This is a genomic window from Acetobacter pomorum (assembly GCF_002738225.1).
GTDB lineage: Bacteria > Pseudomonadota > Alphaproteobacteria > Acetobacterales > Acetobacteraceae > Acetobacter > Acetobacter pomorum.
The window spans coordinates 1-17760 of sequence record NZ_PEBQ01000141.1 but is presented as its reverse complement, the minus strand read 5'-3'; the positions used below and the strand labels follow the sequence as shown (position 1 = coordinate 17760).

General features: G+C 48.8%; 15 protein-coding genes. 13 read left to right on the top strand and 2 right to left on the bottom strand.

All coding sequences use genetic code 11. The features are described 5' to 3' along the window. Positions 1 to 50: 50 nt before the first annotated feature. The 6 genes from mlaD to CSR02_RS09690 all read left to right on the top strand — a co-directional run bounded on the left by mlaD (position 51) and on the right by CSR02_RS09690 (position 4227). Positions 51 to 587 carry an outer membrane lipid asymmetry maintenance protein MlaD gene (gene mlaD / locus CSR02_RS09720; RefSeq protein WP_099541516.1) on the top strand — a complete coding sequence of 179 codons (537 nt, stop codon included), beginning with the start codon at positions 51 to 53 and terminating at the stop codon, positions 585 to 587. A gap of 51 nt (positions 588 to 638) precedes the next feature. Next, on the top strand, positions 639 to 860 hold the full coding sequence (locus CSR02_RS09715) for a hypothetical protein (RefSeq protein WP_042786255.1): 222 nt from the start codon (positions 639 to 641) through the stop codon (positions 858 to 860). After that, on the top strand, positions 857 to 1444 hold the full coding sequence (locus CSR02_RS09710; RefSeq protein ID WP_099541515.1) for a DUF2155 domain-containing protein: 588 nt from the start codon (positions 857 to 859) through the stop codon (positions 1442 to 1444). Before CSR02_RS09715 ends, CSR02_RS09710 begins: the two co-directional genes overlap by 4 nt. 177 nt (positions 1445 to 1621) lie before the next feature. Beyond that, complete coding sequence (gene otsB / locus CSR02_RS09700; RefSeq protein ID WP_042786253.1) at positions 1622 to 2365, top strand: trehalose-phosphatase; 744 nt, start codon at positions 1622 to 1624, stop codon at positions 2363 to 2365. A 3-nt stretch (positions 2366 to 2368) separates the two neighbouring features. Continuing rightward, positions 2369 to 3715: an alpha,alpha-trehalose-phosphate synthase (UDP-forming) gene (locus CSR02_RS09695; RefSeq protein WP_042786252.1), complete on the top strand. Its 1347-nt coding sequence runs from the start codon at positions 2369 to 2371 to the stop codon at positions 3713 to 3715. Then, entirely contained in the window at positions 3712 to 4227 is a 516-nt protein-coding gene (locus CSR02_RS09690) for a disulfide bond formation protein B (protein WP_099541514.1), read from the top strand. Before CSR02_RS09695 ends, CSR02_RS09690 begins: the two co-directional genes overlap by 4 nt. Before the next feature lie 46 nt (positions 4228 to 4273). On the opposite strand, the gene CSR02_RS09685 is transcribed toward CSR02_RS09690, so the two are convergent. Continuing rightward, complete coding sequence (locus tag CSR02_RS09685) at positions 4274 to 4774, bottom strand: NUDIX hydrolase (protein ID WP_183172641.1); 501 nt, start codon at positions 4772 to 4774, stop codon at positions 4274 to 4276. Between the two features lie 133 nt (positions 4775 to 4907). Here CSR02_RS09685 and CSR02_RS09680 point away from each other — a divergent pair, with 133 nt between their 5' ends. The 7 genes from CSR02_RS09680 to CSR02_RS09650 all read left to right on the top strand — a co-directional run bounded on the left by CSR02_RS09680 (position 4908) and on the right by CSR02_RS09650 (position 14444). After that, on the top strand, positions 4908 to 5891 hold the full coding sequence (locus tag CSR02_RS09680; protein WP_099541512.1) for an aldo/keto reductase: 984 nt from the start codon (positions 4908 to 4910) through the stop codon (positions 5889 to 5891). A gap of 111 nt (positions 5892 to 6002) precedes the next feature. Then, complete coding sequence (locus CSR02_RS09675) at positions 6003 to 6455, top strand: hypothetical protein (protein WP_042786248.1); 453 nt, start codon at positions 6003 to 6005, stop codon at positions 6453 to 6455. Positions 6456 to 6513: 58 nt separating this feature from the next. Then, complete coding sequence (uvrB, locus tag CSR02_RS09670) at positions 6514 to 8763, top strand: excinuclease ABC subunit UvrB (protein ID WP_042786247.1); 2250 nt, start codon at positions 6514 to 6516, stop codon at positions 8761 to 8763. 83 nt (positions 8764 to 8846) lie between these two features. Beyond that, positions 8847 to 9512, top strand: a complete 666-nt coding sequence (locus CSR02_RS09665) for a 2OG-Fe(II) oxygenase family protein (protein WP_042786246.1) — start codon at positions 8847 to 8849, stop codon at positions 9510 to 9512. Positions 9513 to 9553: 41 nt separating this feature from the next. Continuing rightward, complete coding sequence (locus CSR02_RS09660; RefSeq protein WP_099541511.1) at positions 9554 to 12298, top strand: M16 family metallopeptidase; 2745 nt, start codon at positions 9554 to 9556, stop codon at positions 12296 to 12298. A 107-nt stretch (positions 12299 to 12405) separates the two neighbouring features. Beyond that, positions 12406 to 12858, top strand: coding sequence for a hypothetical protein (locus CSR02_RS09655; protein ID WP_042786244.1), 453 nt, complete (start codon positions 12406 to 12408; stop codon positions 12856 to 12858). Between the two features lie 461 nt (positions 12859 to 13319). Then, the gene (locus CSR02_RS09650; protein ID WP_244176931.1) at positions 13320 to 14444 is read left to right on the top strand and encodes a glycosyltransferase family 2 protein; all 1125 of its coding nucleotides are present in this window, start codon (positions 13320 to 13322) and stop codon (positions 14442 to 14444) included. Between the two features lie 586 nt (positions 14445 to 15030). On the opposite strand, the gene CSR02_RS09645 is transcribed toward CSR02_RS09650, so the two are convergent. Beyond that, the gene (locus CSR02_RS09645; RefSeq protein ID WP_099541509.1) at positions 15031 to 17637 is read right to left on the bottom strand and encodes a glycosyltransferase family 2 protein; all 2607 of its coding nucleotides are present in this window, start codon (positions 17635 to 17637) and stop codon (positions 15031 to 15033) included. Positions 17638 to 17760: the final 123 nt, after the last annotated feature.

The window sequence follows — 17760 nt, the reverse complement described above, 5'->3', positions numbered from 1 at the left end:
CGCATTTCCTGCTAAGCCATATAGGCAATACAGGGAGTGCAAGGTGGCTTATGGCTTCAGCAATGGCAGAACAATCTCGGCGTAGTCTGACAGAACTGCTTACAGGCGCTGTCGTGCTGGCAGCTATCGGCGGTATGCTGGTGGCTGCCGTAGTGGGCGAAGGCCGCAAGACAGATACAACCGGGTACCGGCTTAATGCCGATTTTACGCACATAGATGGGCTGGATATCGGCTCTGATGTCAGGCTGGCAGGCGTAACTATCGGGCAGGTTGTCAGTGAAACGGTAGACCCGCACAGTTTCAAGGCGCATGTCACCTTTACAGTGCGCCCTGATATTCATCTTTCAGATGATACAGCCGCCATTATTACCAGCGATAGTTTGCTGGGGGGTAAGTATATTGCCCTCTCCCCCGGTGGGGATGACAAAACCCTGAAACCCGGTGAAACAGTTGGGCAGACCCAGGGCTCCATCAGTTTGGAGCAGTTGCTCAGCAAGTTCATTTTCTCGGTTACGGATACTCTGACACGTGCCAACAAAACTGCCCCTACCAGTGGTGGCGGCACGGGCGGGAATGATTTGCCCTGAAACAGACATAAAAATCCGTTAATTTAAAATTGAAGCCGGGAAACCAACAGTATGGAAAAGCCACGCTTCTGGCCGCAGGATGATGGAGACCCCATAACCTGCCATGAAAAGCTGCGCCTTCTGACAGAAAACTGGCAGGAGGTGCAGGATATTATGCGAGACGCGTTTGAGGACGCCATGCTGATGGGAGTGAATGAACAGTTTATGCGTGCGCGTTTGAAAGAGATGGTAGACAGCCTTGCTTCTCCCAAAAATGGGAGTCAGCCAGCATGAAGCGATATGCGCTTGCGGTTTGTGCCGCCACGCTGGCTGGCATGCCTCTTCTGGCGCACGCTGCGGGCACGGTATTGGCCCCACCGGCAGTTTATGCACCAGATACATGGCAAGGTAAGGATACCGCTGTTGTACGGGTGCTGGACAGGCTGGATGCCCATGTGGAAGTCCTTTCTATTCCGGTAGGTACAACAGCGCATTATAAAAGTTTGGATATTACGCCCTCTCGTTGCCTGTTACGGCCGCCAACACTTTCACCGGATGCTGCAGCATGGCTGGCCATGCAGGACAAGCACCCTAATGGCGCCACTTTTCAGGGGTGGATGCTGGCGGCAGAGCCTGCCTTAGGGGTGTTTGAAAGCCCGGTGTATGATGTGCGGATGGTGCGGTGTGAAGGGGCAGATACAGGCCCTGCGTTGCCGCCACTCCCCAAACCGGTGGCGCCACCGGCTCCGCCTGCATCCGGCGTGGATACGGCGCCAACACCAGCAGATGGTGGAGATAAAACATCTTCTGGCCATACTGGTAGTTCAGAAGTGCCCGATACCCTCCCAGACAAGCAGGAAACTGGGGGTGTCTATTAACGTTGGGTTAAAAAGCCGTTTCGCTTTTGTGCCTGTTCTGCGCGGCAGGTCTGTGTGATCGGTGGTTGTCGAAGCAGGGGGTGTTCGGCAACGTGTATAAACACGATGGTCTGGCAGAAAGTGCCTAGCAATTTTGCCTTCAGGTCCAGACATCACAACAAGGATTGAGGTGCAAACGTGCTAGGTTCTCTCGGTGCGCAGGATTTCCGTTTTCATCTACCCCCGTTAAACGAAACAGCGTTTCTGCTCGATTTTGATGGTACTCTGGTGGATATTGCTCCCACGCCAGAATCTGTTGTGGTGCCAGATGGGCTTCTTGATAGCCTGCGCCGCTTGCGTGAAGCATGTGGGGATGCTTTGGCTGTTGTTTCCGGCCGCCCGATTGATCAGATAGATCATTTTCTGGGGGATGTGCCGTTTGCAGTTGCCGGAGAGCACGGGGTAGCTATTCGGCATCGTCCGGGTGGGCCGATTGAACGGGCCGCGCTGCCGCCTTTGCCGCCAGAATGGCTGGCGCAGGCACGCAGTTTGTTGGCAACATTGCCGGGCACACGGCTAGAGCACAAGGAAGGCGGGTTTGTGCTGCATTATCGTGCAGCGCCAGAAGCCGCAGAAGCATTGCGTCTGGCTGCCGCAGAGTGGGTGAAGCAGTCCAAGGGGACATTCCTGCTTCTGCCGGCAAAAATGGCATGGGAAATAAGGCCCGCAGGAATAGACAAGGGCTATGCCGTAACATTGCTTATGGAAAACCCTCCCTTTACAGGGCGAAAACCCGTATTTGTGGGGGATGATGTGACGGATGAAGATGCCATAGCCGCTGTGCGCAGAATGGGGGGGATTGGGCTGCGTATTCCGTCCGATTTTCCCACCCCTTCCATCTTTCGGGCCTGGTTGGCCTCTCTTACAGGTGGGAGCCGGTAAGGGATGGCGCGTCTTGTTATTGTTTCCAACCGTGTTCCAGCAGTGCGTGAGCGTGCCCAACCTGCCGGAGGGTTGGCTGTTGCCCTGCGTGATGCCGTGCAGGGGCAGGAGTGTTTGTGGTTTGGCTGGTCTGGCCAGCAAGTTCCCGATGATGAGGGTGAAGATCGGCGCGTCAGCGTAGATAAGGTGGATAATGTAACCTATGCCACTGTGGATCTCACCCAATCGGAATATAATGGATTTTACGAAGGGTATTCCAACGGCATTTTGTGGCCTCTGTGCCATTACCGCGCTGGGTTGATGAATTATACGCGGCAGGACCGGCACATTTACCATGCCGTGAATACAATGTTCGCGCGTAAACTTGCCCCGTTATTGAAATCTGATGATTTGATCTGGGTGCATGATTACCATTTGTTCCCGCTTGGGCTGGCATTGCGTGAACTGGGCGTAAAATGCCGCATTGGCTTTTTTCTGCACATTCCGTTTCCGCCATGGAGCCTGATGCGTGCCTTGCCGGGAGCGGAAAAACTGATGAAGTCTTTGCGCGCCTATGATGTTATGGGTGTGCAGACTGAAGATGATGCCCGCAATGTTAATGAAGGGTTCTCTGTTGTTGGCGTGCCTGCACGGGCGCGTGTCTTTCCCATAGGGATAGACCCGGAGAGTTTTCAGCAGCAGGCGTCTGCCGGGTTGAATAATCCTGAAGTGCAGAAGCTGGAGAAAAGTCTGAGGGGTTTGCCGCTGATTATTGGCGTGGACCGGATGGATTACTCCAAAGGGTTGCCGGAGCGCTTTCGGGCGTATGAAGTGTTTTTGCGTAAATATCCGGAATATCGGGGCAAGGTGATCTACCTTCAGATCACACCTGTTTCACGCGGCAGCGTGCCAGAATATAAGGTGCTGCGCGAAGAACTGGATGGTGTGGTGGGCCACCTGAATGGCACGTATGGAGATTTTGACTGGGTGCCTATTCGCTATCTTACGCATCCGGTCCCGCGTGAACTGCTGGCACCGTTTTTCCGCCTTGCCCGCGCAGCATTGGTAACGCCCTTGCGGGATGGCATGAACCTGGTGGCCAAGGAATATGTGGCCGCTCAGGATGAAAAAGACCCTGGTGCGCTTATTCTCTCCCGTTTTGCTGGTGCCGCGCCAGAAATGGAAGATGCCCTTTTGGTCAATCCGCACGATGCGGATGAAGTGGCAGATGCCCTGCATAAAGCACTCAGCATGTCTCTTTCTGAAAGACAGGTGCGGTGGAAGCGGCTTAAGCCAGATGTCTGGCGTGTTACGGCTGGCAGTTGGGCACGTTCCTTTATTACGTCATTGGCAGAGGTGCGTTCTGCATGAGGGGAGGCCATGCATCTCGGCCGCTTGCGCTGTTTTTGGCTGTTGCGGCGTTATTGGCGTTGGGAGTGGCATGGTATACCCAACATGTTTTGCAGATTATGCCCTGTGAATTATGTTTGTGGGAACGCTGGCCGTGGCGTTTGCTGTTAGGTGCGGGCATTGTGGCAGCTGTGTTGCCAGATAAAATCGCCCGGCAAATTGTGTGGCTAACGGTCCCTTTCATGCTGGGGGCAATAGGGCTTTCTGTGTGCCATGCCGGGGTGGAGTGGCAGTGGTGGCCCAGCCCATTTCCTGCCTGCCATGCCCCACATGTTTCCGGGCATACTATGGCGGAGCGCTTGGCCTCCATGCCGCTTCTGCCTTCCAAACCATGTGATGCCGCAACGTACCTGGTGCCCGGTGTGCCTGTTTCCATGACAGTCATGGGGGGAATATATGCGGCTGCTGTGCTGTGGATATTTGTAATCTGGCGTCAAAAGTTGGAGCGTGTCACACGCCGGATTTTTCATTAAGTGGGCATATTAAAAAACACATGCCCTGATCATGAATTTTCCTGATTTATTGAGAGAGATAGGAAGGTGCTTCCTTTTGCAGGATCTGGCGCGTTAAGCCGTGCAGGCGTGCGCTGGCACGCGCACCAAGAGCGCTGATTTCCTGATAGGAAAACCAACGGGCTTCCAAGGCATCATCCCCTGCTTGTATGGGGTTATGGGCCTGTTCTTGTTCCTCACATTTTACAGCAAGAATAATGTAATGGAATTGCAGCGTGCCATTGGCATCGTAATGCAGGCTGTCAAAAGCATCTATTATGGAAGTTGCTTTTGCGGGTAAGGATGTTTCTTCTAAAAGCTCGCGTTCTGCGGCATGAAAAATGGTTTCTCCTGCCTCAATCCGTCCACCGGGAAAACCCCATAATCCAGCATCTGGCGCATTTGCACGGCGCACAAGCAAAAAGGTGTTCTGCCTGCGTACAATAGCAAGAACACCAGAGCGGGGGAAAGCGGCAAGATTGGATGTTGTCATGCTTGAAAAGTCTAAAAGGTCATGAACACTGGTCAACCCTTATCTGCGTAAAAGGGTTTTGGCCATTTTTTCTCTTTGCTCCAATACAGAAAATACGTGTTAAATACAGCCATAACCGTGTGGATGTTGTGCACGGAACATATAAACCAGCTATCAAGGAGCGCATCTTATGTCGGCAGATACAATTGCCATTCCGGGTATAGCCAAACCTGCCTCGCGTATTGCATTGGGCACGTGGGCCATTGGTGGTTCCATGTGGGGTGGCGCAGATGATGCAAATGCCAGCAAGACCATAGATGAAGCTCTGGAGCTCGGTATCAATATGATTGATACAGCGCCAGTTTATGGGTTTGGACATTCTGAAGAAGTTATTGGCAAGGCTTTGGAAGGCCGGCGTGGGCGCGTTATTCTGGCCACCAAGGTTGGGCTAAACTGGCAGGATGGCAAGGTTTTTCGGGATAGTCGGCCCGCGCGGATTGAAGATGAAATAGAGCAGTCCTTACGCCGCCTACGCACAGACTATATTGATCTGTATCAGGTACATTGGCCGGATACGCGCACACCGTTTGAAGAAACCGCCCGCGCACTGGAAAATCTGGTAAAAAGCGGCAAGGTTAAAGCCTTGGGGTTGAGCAACTTTTCCCCCGCGCAGATGGATGAATTCCGCAAATTTGCACCGGTTTCTGCTGTGCAGCCCCCCTACAATCTGTTTGAGCGTGAAATAGAACGTGATGTTCTGCCTTATGCAGAAAAGAACAATCTGGTTGTGCTGGCTTATGGCCCGCTGTGCCGTGGCCTGCTTTCTGGCCGCATGACGGTAGATCGCAAGTTTGAAGGGGATGATCTGCGCAAGACAGATCCCAAATTTCAGCAGCCGCGTTTTGGCCAGTATCTGCAGGCGGTGGAAGATCTGAAGGCCATTGCCAACAAGCACGGCAAAAGCATGCTGGCACTGGCTATTCGCTGGGTTCTGGATAGGGGGCCAACCATTGCCCTGTGGGGTGCGCGCAAGCCAGAGCAGATTGCCGGTGTGGACGATGCCTTTGGCTGGAAGCTGGATGCGGAAGACATGAAAGCCGTTGATGCTATTTTGGCCAAGGATATTAAAGATCCGGTAGGGCCGGAATTCATGGCGCCGCCATTGCGGGCCTAATATGGCGTAACAGGTGCAGGGCTGGTTTATGAAGCCCTGTTCTGCCCGCAAGGCTGGCGGTGGCCGATACGCATTGACTCAGATGTGGCTTTTTTCGCACTCTGTGAGGATATGAAAGAGCCGCGCCCCCCTTATCAGGCTGAGCCTGAGCAGGCGACAGTCTGCATGTTCCCGCTCCAACAGTTGTTGGGGCGGGTTGAGGCTGCGGGCTATCTGGGTATTCCCGCACGCAGGCTGAGGTTTCTGGAAATATTGGGCTGTGGGCCCAAATCTGTTTCTCACCGAGCGGGTGCTGTTCAGTTTCGTAAAGAAGATCTGGACAATTATAGCGCGCAGCAATTCAGCCGTGCCGGGTTGGGTGCAGATGCGCTTTCGCGCTATCGCAGCATGAGGGCGCTGGCTGATTATAAAGGGCTGGATCCATTTATGGATATGGCCAGCCGGGATGAGCTTTCTCAGGTTTATACCTATATTGGCGGGCGCGTAGGCATTGGGCTGGGGCTGGTGGTTATTGTGCTCTCTCATACCCCGCTTTCACGCATTCTGTTTCATGTGGTGCGTTAGGGTGGTTTTGTAGCGGCCATATCTTGCGTCTGGGCATGTGGCGGCCCATGTTTGAGCAATGGCTTCCAAAACTTCTTCCTCTGCGGCACGTGGCAAAAAGCGCCCCTCATTAAGCGAACGTGCTGCCAGTCTTCCTCCCGTTCTGTTTGAGCCGGAAAAACAGGCCCCGCGTCCACGTTTGAAACGTATGGAAGTGGTGTCGGAATATGAACCGGCAGGCGATCAGCCACAGGCGATCAGTGAACTGGTGGCGGGGGTGGAAGCTGGAGAGCGCGATCAGGTTCTGCTGGGGGTTACGGGGTCTGGCAAAACCTTTTCCATGGCCAAAATTATTGAGGCCACGCAAAAACCAACCCTTATTTTAGCACCCAACAAAACATTGGCAGCCCAGCTTTATGGGGAAATGAAGCAGTTTTTCCCCAATAATGCTGTGGAATATTTTGTAAGTTATTACGACTATTACCAGCCAGAAGCCTATGTGCCACGGTCTGATACATATATTGAAAAAGACAGCCAGATAAACGAACAAATCGACCGTATGCGCCATGCCGCCACACAGGCGCTGCTGGAGCGGAACGACGTGATTATTGTAGCGTCTGTTTCCTGTATTTACGGTATCGGGTCTGTAGAAACCTATTCCCGCATGGTGGTAAAGCTGGAACTGGGTGGAGAAATTGATCGGGATAAACTTATAAAAAGCCTTGTTGAACTCCAGTACCGTCGGAATGATGCTGCGTTTGCGCGGGGTACCTTCCGGGTGCGCGGGGAAACAATAGATATTTTTCCCGTACAGAATGAGGATAGAGCTTGGCGTGTTTCCTTGTTTGGGGATGAAATTGATGGGCTGATAGAGTTTGACCCGCTCACGGGTGAAAAAACGGCTGATCTGCAGGAAATTACAATTTACGCAAACAGCCATTACGTGACACCACGGCCCACGTTGAATCAGGCCATCAAAGGTATCAAGCAGGAACTACGCGGGCAGCTTGATGTGTTTACAAAATCTGGCAAGCTGTTGGAAGCAGAACGGCTGGACCAACGCACCACCTTTGATCTGGAAATGCTGGAAACAACAGGTGTGTGTAAGGGGATCGAAAACTATTCGCGCTATCTTTCAGGCCGCAAACCGGGGGATCCTCCACCAACCTTGTTTGAATATCTGCCCGAAGATGCGCTGCTGATTGTAGATGAAAGCCACGTAACCGTGCCGCAGATTGGCGGTATGGAACGAGGAGACCATGCACGTAAATCCGTTCTGGCGGAATTTGGTTTTCGGCTTCCGTCCTGTCTGGATAACCGGCCCTTGAATTTTGCGGAATGGGACAAGTTTCGGCCGCAAAGCATTTTTGTAAGTGCTACACCCGGCCCGTGGGAAATGGAACGCACAGGCGGCGTGTTTGCTGAACAGGTTATTCGCCCTACCGGGTTGGTGGACCCCATTACAATTATCCGGCCTGTAGAACATCAGGTAGATGATCTGCTGGCAGAATGTCGGACCACCATTGGCAAGGGTGGGCGCGTGTTGGTGACAACGCTGACCAAACGCATGGCGGAAGATTTAACCGATTACATGAACGAAGCTGGTATTCGGGTGCGGTATCTACATTCTGATGTTGATACGCTGGAACGCATAGAAATTATCCGCGATTTGCGCATGGGCGCCTTTGATGTGCTCATTGGCATTAACCTGTTGCGAGAAGGTCTGGATATTCCGGAATGTTCGTTGGTGGCCATTCTGGATGCAGATAAGGAAGGGTTCTTGCGGTCACGCACATCACTTATCCAGACCATTGGCCGTGCGGCCCGAAATGTAGAAGGCCGGGTTCTGCTTTACGCAGATAAAATGACGGATTCTCTCACTTACGCCGTAGAGGAAACAGCCCGCCGGCGTGAAAAACAGATAGCGTGGAACACGGAACACGGCATTACGCCGCAAAGTGTGCGCAAGAATATCAGTGATATTGTGTCTTCTGTGTTCGAGCAGGATTATGTCACCATTGCGCCAGATGAAGATACAGGCGTGGCAGAGTTTGTAGGGCAGGATCTGGGTGCTGCCATTGCCGGGTTGGAAAAACGCATGCGTTCTGCGGCAGCGGAACTGGAGTTTGAAACGGCAGCCCGCCTGCGAGATGAAATTCAGCGTCTGGAAGCCTTGCAGCTTGGGCTGGAACCACCTGCAGTGCCAGCCTCAACAGCAGGAAAAACGCCAGCAAGTGGCCGCAAACCCAAAAAAGACAAAGTGCCACGCCCCTTGGGGCCAGGTGGGGGTGGTTATGATCCGGCTGCCAGGCGCAAAAAGCGATCATAATGGTATGCTGACAGGCCTTGTTTCTGCCGCTTATCCCTTCTACCGTCTTTGTTACAAACTCTTATTTGTGCGGATATTGCGGCATGGCAGCGTCAGACACTTTTATTCAGCCAGATTATGCAGCGCTGGAACAGGCTTCCATCTCGCCTGATCCTTTTCCGCATGTGGTGGTGCCGCATTTTATCCGCACGGCAGATCTGGGGCGGTTGTTTGCCCATAGGCCACATATTGTTTCTGGAGGATCTTTTCCACCAGAGTCCTTACAGCTTTCACCGTTGATGGCGCATTTGGTGGAAGAACTGGAAGGCCCGCGGTTGAAAGCTATTGTGGCGGAAAAATTCCACCTTAATTTGGATAACGCGCCAGCCATGCTGACCATTCGGGGGCGCACGCGTGAAAAAGATGGCCGTATCCACACAGATTCATTGGCAAAGCGTGTCACCATTCTGCTGTACCTCAACCCATCAGGGGCGGGGGAGGCATGGGAACGGCAGGAAGGGTGTTTGCGCCTTTTACGTGGCCCGCATGATATAGAAGATTACGCCAAGGAAGTGCCTCCCGTTGATGGCACTTTGCTGATTTTTCCTAATGGTCCAACCACATGGCATGGTCATAAACAGTTTGTTGGGCAACGCTATACCATCCAGTTGAATTACATGACAGAAGATGCACGTGCCCGTTCTGAACTGCGGCGGCATAAGCTTTCTGCCTTGGTTAAAAAGTTGCCTTTGCCACAGTTGGGGCAGTAACTTTCCTTTTTTGATCTGTTTCTGCATGAACAGGAAGACGCATGATTTTCCGCAAGCCTTCTGCTGCCCGTACACGTTTTTCACTGCTGGCCATAACGCTGGCCCTGTTAGGGGGCACGGCTCTTTCCCCAACATTGGCACACGCTCAGGATGCCGCACCGGGTATGCCATCTGCTCTTGTGCCTCCAAGCCTAAGCAGCGCACAGGTTGTGCGGGCAACCTTACCCAATGGTTTGAAGGTGGTTATTGTACCCAACCGGCTTGCACCGGTTGTGACCACGGAAATCAATTATCTTGTTGGCTCAGCAGAAACGCCGGATGGCTTTCCGGGTACGGCACATGCGCTGGAGCACATGATGTTCCGCGGGAGCAAAGGGCTGGATAAGGATCAGCTTGCAGCTATCGGCACACGTCTGGGTGGCAGCTACAATGCAGATACAACAGAAGATGTCACACAGTATTTCTATACAGCGCAGGCGCAGGATCTGCCCGTATTGCTGAAAATTGAAGCCCTGCGCATGAACGGATTAACCCTGTCTGAAGCAGATTGGGAAAAAGAGCGCGGTGCGATTGAGCAGGAAGTGGCGCGTGATCTTTCCAGCCCGGCCTATCGGTATCTGGAACAGTTGCAGGGCATTTTGTTTGCGGGTACCCCGTATGAGCATGATGCGCTGGGCACGCGGCCTTCCTTTGATAAAACCACAGCGGCAGACCTGAAAGATTTTTACCAGAAATGGTATGCGCCCAATAATGCCGTATTGGTTATTGTGGGGGATATTAACCCGGTTTCTACCCTGCAACTGGTGCAGGATACGTTTGCCAATATTCCGCGCAAGGATTTGCCGCAGCGCCATAAGGTGGCTCCGGTTGCACCACCTGCCAAAACACTTACTCTTTCCACAGATTATCCCGTGGGGTTTGCAACACTTGCATTTCCTATGGCGGGCAGTTCCTCAGCAGATTTTGCAACGGCTGATATTCTTTCCGATGTGCTCTCCAGCCAGCGGGGCGCGTTGTATGATCTGGTGCCGCAGGGCAAGGCTCTGTACGCGGGGTTTGAATATGCCCCTAAAAAGGAAGCTGGTTTTGGTCTGGCGCTCGCGGCTTTCCCCAAGGGTGCGGATGCCTCTGGCTCCATGAACGCGATGAAAGCCGTGCTGGAAAAAATCCGTAAGGAAGGTGTGCCAGCAGAACTGGTTGAAGCCGCCAAACAGAAAGAAATTGCCCAGTTGCAGTTTTCTGCCAACTCTGTGAGTGGTCTGGCGTCTATCTGGTCTAATGCGCTGGCATTTCAGAATTTGGATTGTCCGGGAGATCTGGTGGCGGCCTACCAGGCCGTTACGCCCAAAGCGGTGAATGATCTAGCTGCCAAATTGCTGGATCCCGCACATGCTGTTTCTGCCATTCTTACACCAGAAGCATCCGGCAAGCCGGTTTCCGATAAAGGGTTTGGGGGCGCGGAATCTTTTGCAACAGCCCCGGACAAGCCTGTAAAATTGCCTGATTGGGCGGCAAAAGCCTTGGCACGTCTGGAAGAACCAAAACCCACACCTCTGCCTGCTGTCAACACATTGTCCAATGGTATCAAGTTGATTGTGTGGCCCTCTCATGTCAGTCATACAATTCAGCTTTCGGGCCAAATTCGCCAAACGCCAGAATTGCAGGAACCCAAGGGGAAGGAAGGCGTTCATAGCCTGACCGAAGCCCTGTTCTCCTATGGCACAACGCAGCATGATCGTCTGGCTTTTCAAAAAGCGTTGGATGATGTGCCAGCATGGGAAGATGCAGGGGGTAATTTCTCTTTACAGGTTCTTACGCCAGATTTTGAAAAAGGCGTGGAATTGCTGGCAGAAAATGAGCTGCATCCGGCTTTTCCGGAAAAAGATTTTACGGTTGTGCGCACGCAGTTGGCACAGGCGCAGGCAGGGGAGCTGGTTTCTCCGGGGCATCTGTTTGACAAGGCTATCAAGGCCGCTATTCTGCCCGCAGCAGATCCAACCCTGCGTGATGCAACGCCTGAATCCATTATGAGTGTGACACGAGATGATGTGCTGCATTATTATCAGAGTGCATGGCGTCCAGATCTGACAACTATTGTTGTTACGGGTGATATTTCGCCCGAAAAAGCTCAGGCAGTGTTGGAAAAAGCTTTTGGTGGCTGGAAGGCAGATGGGCCAACACCAGATATTAACCTGCCAACGGTTCCGTTAAGCAAAACATCTCGCGCAACAGTGCCGGATAAAAGCAGCGTACAAGACGATGTTGTACTGGCAGAAACGCTGGGTTTGACCGCAGCGCAACCTGACCATTTCCTGCTTCAGTTGGGGAATGAGGCACTTGGAGGCGGCCTGTTCTCCTCACGTCTGTACAGAGATATGCGGGTGAAAACCGGCTATGTTTATTCTGTCAGCAGTTCCTTTGATTGGGGACGCACGCGCGGGGCCTATACTGTCAACTACGGTGCAGACCCGGATAAGGTTGGAAAAGCACGGACTGTTGTCATGAAAGATTTGCAGGCTATGCAGATAGCACCTCTTACAGCCGAAGAGCTATCTTTGGCCAAAGCTTCATTGTTGCGGAGCTTGCCCCTTGCCAGGGCCAGCTTAAGCCGCATTGCTGCACAGTATCTTTACTTGGAGGAACTCGGTTTACCGCTTGATAATGCAGATCGGGGGGCAAAAGTTTACTACAAGGCAACAGCGGCAGAAGTGCAGGCGGCGTTTCGGAAGTGGATCCGGCCAGAAGATCTTGCTGTTGTTGTGAAGGGGCCATCACCCGCTTGGTAAGGAAAGAAGTGTATTTGTGAACTCTGCATGATTCATGAATATATCATGAATCATGTTGGCTCTTTACATGTATAGAAATGAACGGGTGAAGAAGAAATTATGAATGCATGTTGGAGTATCTGGTGCAAAAAACTGTAGGTAGAGCGCGTTCTTCACGAGTAAAGGTTGCCCGTAAGAAAGTTGCCACATCTGTTACACAAGCAGAAACTGTGTTAGAACCACAATTACCTGCGCAAACATCGGAAGTAGACGCAGAACGAATTGCATCGGCACTTCAATCTGAGGTAAATATCGTGGAACAGCAAGTTGAACAAGAACGTCGGGATGCCATATTTTTTGATGGTCAGTGGTACCTTAATGCTTACCCGGATATTCGTGAGGCAGGTATAAATCCACTTGAACATTTTCTAGCTTTTGGGGCTAAAGAAGGCAGAAACCCTAACGCCTTGTTTGATAGTGCAGCTTACCTGCGTATTAACCCAGATGTGGCTGCGTTTGAGTATGGACCTTTCATTCATTATGTTAGCTATGGCTTTAAAGAAGGCCGCCCATTGCGCTAATATAACTTAAAATACTTACATAAGAAGATGTATTGTTTGTAAGACGAATAAGGGTTTTATCTGATTCGTCTTGTTTTATATGGTTAATTCAGGGAATGACAAAATAATATCGAATAGATAAAAAGTATACATTTTTGTTTTATTTCGATAAATTATGATATGTGTTATCAGCTTCTGTCTGGCTAAGGAGTATTGATATCTAATTATTAAACTCCGTATTTTTTCTCATATTATTGATGTTAAAGATGTTTTAGAAATATTTCTACATATATTGTTTATAATACGCGTAGATTTCGGTCTTTTAATAAGAATAGTGCTTTCGTGTATCAGGTTTTGATCTTCTGTAATTTACGGTTTCTTTTTTAAGTCAGGCTTCCAAATATCGGGATATTTTTGTATATTTTTATCAGTTGATTAGTTAAAAGCTAAATAAATGATAAGGAAATCATAAATTGGAAAATATGCCTAAAAAATACAAATATTCTATTATATGCTGCGCAAGGTGGGAGAGTAACTATATAGGGGAGTGGTTATCTTATTACAAAGAAATAGGTTTTGATCATATTTATGTTTACTGTAATGATGATGACCCAACAGAATTTTTTGATAGAATAAATGAAGCTGGACTTCCCAAAGGGTTTTTAACTGTAAAATACTTTCCTGAAAAAGGAAAGCAGCATGAAATGTATTTGGATGCATTAACTGTTGCACGGGAAGAATCAGAATGGATATCCTTTTTTGATATTGATGAATTTCTTGATTTAAAAAGTTTCGCCAATATATCTGATTACATGAATATTCAGAAGGGTGATGTTGATTGCGTCTATTTTAATTGGTTACAGTTTAAGACATCTGGATTTATTTCGCGTCCATATGGATCAGTTTTAAGAAATTATGTTTACAGAGACAAGTATCTTAATAATCATACAAAATATATTTGCAAAGCATCTTACCTTACTGAAGAAAGAATAAAAAAAAGCAATGCATCCCTGCATCATAGCTTCCATCATTTTCTATCAAAAAGTGGATGGCCAGATATTAAGATTGTAAATTCTCTTGGGGATGATTGGTCAGAATATGCTGAGAACTTCCCGCATACAGCAAACCATCTTTTAAATAATACAGATCAGGCTTTATTATTAGAAGCTCCGCATATCAAACATTATCATCTTAGATCTGCTGAGGATTTAATTATTCGTTATTTTAGGTCCATAGATGGAGATTTTTCAGGGCAAAAAATATACTTTCAAGAATTTATAGAAAAGAACAAAGACTATTCTTTAATAGATAAAGGAGAGGTATTTGATGATAGCCTGAAAAAGTTTGCAGAAAAAAGAAAACTGTTCTTTCATGTTCCTACACGTGATGAAGAAAAACGAATTGTCATAGCAGAAACTCCATTATGGAAGTCTGAAATAGTTCTAGACTTTTCAAATAATAGCGTAAGTCATTTAGAACATAATACGAAGGGAAAATTCTCTTTTCATGATCAACTCTTATTAGTGTATTGGGATGAATATCCTTTAGAAATATTTATTAAAAACGGAGATGTTTTTAAATCTTCTGCAATGCTTTCTGAGAAGTAAATTCTTGGTAATTTGCAAATAAATAAAAGGGATAGAAATATGATACCATCTTATCTGTTAGGGTTAGTAAACAATTCTCATACTCAAGGTAGATATGATGAAGTTAAGGTATGTATTGAAATAAATATTCGGAAATTTTCATTATTTTTAAAATATTAAGTATTTTACAACAAATGATGAGTTTTCGTGACGGCCCACTGGTCGTTGGTATAACAAAATCAGCACTTCACAATGCTTTAATATATGCTTATCTAAAAGGCGACATAGTGCAGGGATTAGCAAGTATAAAATTTTCTGAATAATTTTATATTGGCTGATCCTATCTGCACAGAAGATAAACTGTTTAGAAAAAGAAAAGCATTCTTATCTAAACAATACCTTCCAGCTATCGATCCAGCTGTCTCTAGTATGGATACAGGAATAATTATTTCTGTTCTTGAAGCAATAATTTTAAGCCCTTCTTTATTATACTTGAAGGGTTAAGAGGCATTGCACCATGCCTTGTAAACATAATGCATATCATGCCAACAAAATAAAATGGCTACCGTGACAACCTTAAAGGTTGTCACGGTAGCCATGACTTAGTTTACGCCGATGCTTTTTTTCTCCGTCTGGTCGGCTTAGCTGCAGGTTTCTGCGCAGACTTGGATGTGGTGGATGATTTAGAAGCAGTCTGTTCTGCCGATTTTTCCCATAGATGTGGAGTAACGTTCTGATCTTTGGGCAAAGGCGGATAGCGGTCCAAATTGACCTCTGGTGGCAGAAGATCAAAGAAGACCTGCCGGTCTAATGCAAAATGTGGGTTGTAGAACGGATCGCGCTGGAGGCGATCACCCCACCGTTCAAGCATATATTGTGTTTCATGGAAGAAACGACGTTCCGTGGTGGGGCGGTCATCACTTCCGCGGCTCAGGCTTTCATGATGCTCTGCACAGAAATCAGGTGTCCAGATAACCTTAAAGCCTGCATCCCGAATTTTAAGGCAAAGATCAATATCGTTAAAGGCCACGGTCAGGTTTTCTTCGTCAAAGCCCCCAACCATGTCAAAAGCAGGTTTCCTGACAAGCATGCCAGCAGCAGTTACAGCAGACATTTCCTGTGGGAAATAGGCGCGGCCTGCATAACCACCTTCATCACGCGGGATACCAACGTGAGCATGGCCAGCAACGTCTCCAATCCCCAACAAAACGCCAGCATGCTGCACAGTCTGGTTAGGATAAACAAACTTGCCACCAACAATAGCGGCTTCCTGATCTGCCAAAGCTTCATTGACCAGAATATTCAGCCAGTTTTCCTGTTCGACAAACACGTCATTATTCAGGAAAACCACAAAATCAGAATCAGAAAGAGCAGCAGCCTTATTGTTCAGGCGAGAATAGTTGAACTTTTCTTTTAAGGTCAGAATCTGAGCGTTGGGGATTTTTTCAACGTATTTGGCAAAAGCTTTCGCTTCTTTTGTAACCGACCAGTTGTCAATCAAGATGACATCGTAATGCTTGTAGGCCGTCAGCTTGATAATTGCATCAAGGCAACGCTTTGTTGTGGGAATTTCATCCTTGTAAGGCACAATAATCGTGACTGTAGGTTCTTCCTTGAACGTCCATTCAACGGAATATAGCGTGTTATTAAGTTGGGATGTGACTTTGGCTGGGAGCTTACGGCGTGCCAGATGGTCAGAAACAGCCTGTACACCAGCGTCTACTGCGTAGCTCTTGTTGCCAATATCCGCTGCCGTGGATTTGGCGGTAATGCGCCAGTGGTACAGAATTTCTGGAACGTGGTGAATTTTCCGCGCTGAAAGATTTTCTGAAACGCGCAGCAGAAAATCATGATCCTGCGCGCCATCGTACTTTTTGTTCAGGCCGCCAACTTTTTTGACGAGAGCAGTTTTGGCCATAACAAAATGGCAGACATAATTGACACCCAGAAGCAGACGATAGTTCCAGTCTGTCTTGAAAGCCGGGTTACTATAATATCCACTGCGATCAATCTTGTCTTCATCTGAATACAGCAGATCAGCCTGACTTCTTTTGGCTTCCCGCAGCATGTATTCAATAGCAACATCTACAAGCAGGTCATCGTGGTCAAAGAAGGCAATCCATTCACCATTGGCGTTTTCAATGCCCACATTTGTGGTGCCACTAATGCCGTCATTGGTTTCTTTGAAAATAGCCTGGATTCTTGGGTCTAGGTCTACAAATTCAAGAATAAGATCCCGAAGTTCTTCATCCTCGCTGCAATCGTCAACAATAATCAGTTCCCAGTTTTGCCATGTCTGGTTGATGACACTTTCAACAGCGGCACGGAAGTCACTCAGATCAGGACGCCAAACAGGGCAGATCACACTTACCAAAGGCTCTTCCGTATCTGCAACACGGGTACGGTCAACGTAACGGCGCAAAATGGGGAAGTAGTCTGTAGCCCATTTGTGATAATCGGCCAGTGTATAACCCGGCTGTGGCAGAATATCCCGCACTTGCCGACGCAACTGGGTGAGTTGTGTATGCAGGGCGTCAATCTGGTCAACCACATCCAGCACAACACCTTCGTATTTATCAGACACGAAGCTTGTAAAATATGGGCTGTTATCCAGTTCCTTCATTTCAGGAAGAACATAGAAATGAAATTCTTGCGGATAGGATTTCCGGAACAATGGTGGGGGAACGAACTGAAATCCGCAATACGGATCACAGGAGAGAACTTTTCCTACGTCTCCGCGATACCGGTCTGCCTGGATATGGCCAATTTTTTCGCCACCACACGTCACCAGTAGGTCACGTCCACCTTTCATTCCGGTGATACGGTTGCCTGAAACGACCCAGCCAGTCAGTGCCCCAGCCTTGTTTCCATCAACATAGGAGAAAATCTGCTCTGGGAGTGTTTCTGTAAAATCGATCGATGGTACTTCCTGATTATTATAAACCAGGACAACATCATCAAGGCGGCTTTTAAAAGTGAGTTTTCTTGTTTTGTTATCTAGGACTGAAGCAGGAGGTGCAAATTGAAATCCGACTTGGGAAGAAGGAACACCAGCTTCCAACACATCTTCACGGATGGCATCACACTGGATACGAAGTAACTCCTGTTCATCGAAAACCACATGAAGAGTTACGGGAACATCGGCCGCATTTGGATTAAAAGCCCATCCTCGGATAACATCAGGGGTTATCTCGTCGACATAACAGTAAATCACTTATTGTCTCCCAAATATTCTCTTAAGAATTTAGCGATTTCTCCGAATCTTGCTAGGGCCTGTTAGATCTTAAAATACTTCCTATATTGTATGGATTGAAGAAGGAGACGGAACAGGCACTTT